This window comes from Thiohalocapsa sp., from assembly GCF_019695415.1.
In the GTDB taxonomy this organism is placed as follows: Bacteria; Pseudomonadota; Gammaproteobacteria; order Chromatiales; family Chromatiaceae; genus Thiohalocapsa.
Genome location: NZ_JAIFKJ010000179.1, coordinates 1 through 3,819, shown reverse-complemented (window position 1 = coordinate 3,819; position 3,819 = coordinate 1). Strand labels below are relative to the sequence as shown.

The window sequence follows — 3,819 nt, the reverse complement described above, 5'->3', positions numbered from 1 at the left end:
GCAGATGTGCCCATGGAACAGCGCCGGGACCAACTTCGACGCGGCTCGATGCCGATCCTGACTCGGAAATGGGTAACTTGTTATGCCCGAGAAGCTGCGCTGTGAGTTGGTGTCGAACGAAACCGTCTACGACCTGGTCTGGACTGTGGCCGGGAAGGTGCAGACCTCGGGGTTCGCGCCGGACTTGGTGGTCGCCATCTCCCGGGGCGGCTTCACCCCCGCGCGCGTGCTTTGCGACGTGCTCGGCATCTTCAACCTGACGAGCATCCGCGTAGTGCATTACCGGGCACCCGCCGACATGGAGCCGATGGCCACGGTCAAGTATCCGTTGTGTATTCCGGTGGCAGGGCAGCGCCTGTTGGTGGTGGATGATGTCAACGACACGGGCGACACCCTGCAGGCTGCCCGCGCGCACCTGGACGCCCTTGGGCCTGCCGAGGTGCGCATGGCCGTACTGCATGAAAAGGCCAGCTCACCCGTGCGCGCCGAATACGCGGGTGGGGTGATCGATGAATGGCGTTGGCTGATCTACCCCTGGGCAGTGGTGGAGGACTTAGGAGGTTTCCTGCGCCAGATGGACCCACCGCCGAGCGATACCCAAGAGGCGAAGCGGCGTCTGCGCGCGGACTACGGATTGGACGTTCCCGAATCCCTGCTGGAGCGCCTTCTGGCTCTCGGCTCGCGTCCGCATAGCCACACATAGCCGCCGCTGGCCCGAGGACCCTTGCGCGGCAATTCCCGACCCTCAGCCGGCATCGGACCTCCGATCAACGACAGTGGCGAACCAACCCACAGCGGACACCGGCAACGCCGTGGACGTGGTGACCGGTGTCATCAATCGCACCCGTGCGCGGGCCGGCCGCCTTGGACGATGCGCCGGAGCCGATCCAGCCCTCAGCCGGAATTGAAGTGCGTCGACAGGTAGTCGAGGATCAGGTCGCGGGTAGCGACGTCGTCGATCGGATCCATGCCTTGCTCTTCCACCATCCATTCCAGGGTGTCGTCCCAGCGCGCCCGGTTCATCCCCTGCTGGGTCACCAGCATCAGTGAGTGGCAGGCCTTGCAGGTGTAGAAGACCTCCTCGCGACCTGGACCTGGCGGGAGTCCCTGCCAGTCTTGCTCAGCACCGAAGTTGACGGTGAGATAGTCGAGCATCAGGCTCCGCGCCCAGGGCTCGGGTTGGGCCATTCCGTTGTCGCTCACCATTTCGTCGAGAAGGGCATCCCACTCGTCTCGCGACAGGGTATGGTCGGTGAACTGCTCAAGGGCGTGACAGGCGCGGCAGGTGAAATACACCGCCTCGCGCCCGTCGCCGGCGGGAAGTCCCCCGTAGGCAGGTCCCAAGGCATCAGCGGGAACCTCCGGCAGCGCCACCGGTTCGTGCGCGAGGGTGCGAAGATAGGCGATTAGGTCCGCCCGCTCTCGCGCCGATTTTACGCCGTCGAACAGCATACGCCCGCCAGGGGCCATGGCCGCGGGCTCGAACAGGTACCGGCTTAGGGTCTCGTAGTCCCAGCGCCCGCCGATTGCCTTTAGGCTGTCGCTGTACTCGAAACCCTGCTGACTCCCCACCGGGCGATTGACGACACCCCAGAGGTTTGGGCCGACGGTGACCGGCGCCCCCTCTTCGGCAACATGGCACGCCTTGCACTGCAAGAAGATCTTTTCGCCGCGGGATGGGTCTGCGCCCGCGAGTCGTGGGCTGATGGGATCCAGCGCGGTTTCCGCCGCAGCAAACGTGTGCAGCAGGCTGCCCACTAACAGTAGTGAAACCGCGCGCCAGCAGCTTCTTGGAAGCGTAAACATCTGGTTCTTATCCTGCGTTTGCTGATTGGCAGCCGTCAGGTGTGTGTTCACAAGCCGATCAAAACCACGCAGTTGGCCATGACTCTAGGCGATCCGTCAGAGTCAACCGTGTACGGGCCTTGGAGCTTGACTAATCCCCGCACCGTTGTCGGAGTCGGGGATTGTCCGGGTTATGCTACGGCCGCCGGCCCTTTCGTCAAACCACCCGCAAGGCGATCCGGTGCATAGAGTTATTTAGATAGCCTTTCGGGTTCCAGGCGATCGCAAACGGCTGCGTGCGGCCCTGATCATCGGTTGCCCGCGCCCAGACCTCGTAGTAGCCCTTCATCGGGAATTTGAGCTCGGCGGCGAAGTGCTGCCAGGCGTAGGGATTGGCCGGCTTGCGCAGGTTGGTTTTGATCCAGGTGGCGCCGAAGTCGATGGACAGGTCGACCGCCGTGACCCAGTTGTCGCCCGCCCAGGCATGGCCGCGCACCTCCAGGACGGGCTCGCTCGCGGGGAGCTCAATGCCGCTCTGCGGGTAGGTGATCAGCGACTTCACAGGCATGGACTCGATGATCTTGAAGGCCTCCTCGGGCACGTCCTCGCCTGGCGCGACCGGGTATTCCGGAACCCGGTAAGACTTGCCGGTCATTTTGGCACCGTCGTGAACCTGGTCACGGAGTTGGATGCGGGTCAGCCATTTGTGGGAGCAGGAGCCGGGCCAGCCCGGCACGACAAGCCGCAGTGGGGCGCCGTTCATGGGATGAATGGGCTCGCCGTTCTGCTCAAAGGCGATCAGGTTGTGCGGATTCAGTGCTTTTGCGATGGGCACGCCGCGGGAGATCGGCAGCTTCTCTGGATCCCCGGACAGGTGGGCGTCCGCGCCGTAGTGGGCGGTGTAGACGGCACTGTCCTTGACACCCGCGGCGTTGAGCACGTCCGCGAGGCGCACGCCCGTCCAGTTGCAGGCGCCGACGGCGCCGACGGTCCATTGATTTCCCCTGGCCTTCGGGTCGAAAAAGGATCGGCCGTTGCCGCCGCATTCCAGCTGCAGCTGCCGCGTGACGACGTCGAACTTGTCTTTGAGCTCGGCGATGGTCAGCTCCATCGGCTGATCCACCTCGCCGTCGATGGTGAGGGTCCAGCTGTCCGGGTCCATGCTCGACGGCGGAATGCCGTTATTGCGCACGAACAGCCGATTGGTGGGCGTGACCTCGTCGTCGAGCAGGTGCGCCGGGCACTCCGCGTTGACCGGTCGGTCGTTCAGAATGGTCAGGCCGTCCTTGCCTTCGATCACAAACGGCTCCTCCGCCATCGCAGCCGGGATGAAGCCCGCGGGCATATTGCGATGAAACGGGATGTAGCCGCCCAGTGCAGCCGCCATGGTGGCGAGCCCAGCGCCCTTGAGAAAGCCGCGTCGGTCTGGGTTGGAAACGCGACCGAACACGACGCGGTCGGCCTTCTCAGGATCCTCAGCATACAGGTCGAACAGATCGACTTTTTTCTTGGTCACGGTATGTTCTCCTCCGGTATGTTTATCTGGTGGTCGCCGCTGGCGCCTGAACTCAGAGGTTGTGAAAAATCTGCCGGCCGTTGCGAGGGCGTCTCCGGGCGTGCCCAGCAAGGCGCGCAGAGCCGAACAGTGGGGAGCTTAGTCGTTCTAAGTGACCCGCTGTGCGGCTCTGCGCAACGCCGCTGGGCGCGTCCGGAGGCGTCCGCAGTAGGTCGGTGGGTTTCTTCACAACCTCTCGGTCGGGGCTGGTCGCGGCCTTTTTGATTATGAGGGGAGAGCTTTGTAGATTCCAACTTGATGCTGGCCGCGCTTACCGGGCGGCGCGCCCCGGGACTGCACCGAGCTCCTGCCACTCGACTACTGCACGAGCCGCGTCTGCGGAAACTGTGCATACCAGCCGAACCAGAATGCGCGGTGAGCACGACCAGCTCGGTGCCGCCGAGCCGGTCATGGTGGACCGGGTGCCGCGCTAGGGAAGCGCCGATTTATTGGCGCTTCCCGTGCGGGGCAGGACGCCC

General features: G+C 64.2%; 3 protein-coding genes. 1 reads left to right on the top strand and 2 read right to left on the bottom strand.

Annotated features, from left to right (window positions below; translation table 11 throughout):
- Positions 1-82: 82 nt before the first annotated feature.
- Complete coding sequence (locus tag I6U14_RS04980) at positions 83-703, top strand: phosphoribosyltransferase (RefSeq protein WP_296897377.1); 621 nt, start codon at positions 83-85, stop codon at positions 701-703.
- A 191-nt stretch (positions 704-894) separates the two neighbouring features.
- Here the strand turns inward: I6U14_RS04980 and I6U14_RS04975 are convergent, their stop codons facing one another.
- Positions 895-1,806, bottom strand: a complete 912-nt coding sequence (locus I6U14_RS04975; RefSeq protein WP_296897376.1) for a cytochrome c family protein — start codon at positions 1,804-1,806, stop codon at positions 895-897.
- Between the two features lie 196 nt (positions 1,807-2,002).
- A complete protein-coding gene (locus tag I6U14_RS04970) occupies positions 2,003-3,301 on the bottom strand; it encodes a molybdopterin-dependent oxidoreductase (protein WP_296897375.1) in 1,299 nt (432 codons plus the stop codon).
- Between the last annotated feature and the right edge of the window lie 518 nt (positions 3,302-3,819).

Bases quoted from the DNA above. Each gene is read 5' to 3' on its own strand.
- I6U14_RS04980 (WP_296897377.1), top strand. From the start codon at position 83: ATGCCCGAGAAGCTGCGCTGTGAGTTGGTGTCGAACGAAACCGTCTAC.
- I6U14_RS04975 (WP_296897376.1), bottom strand. From the start codon at position 1,806: ATGTTTACGCTTCCAAGAAGCTGCTGGCGCGCGGTTTCACTACTGTTA.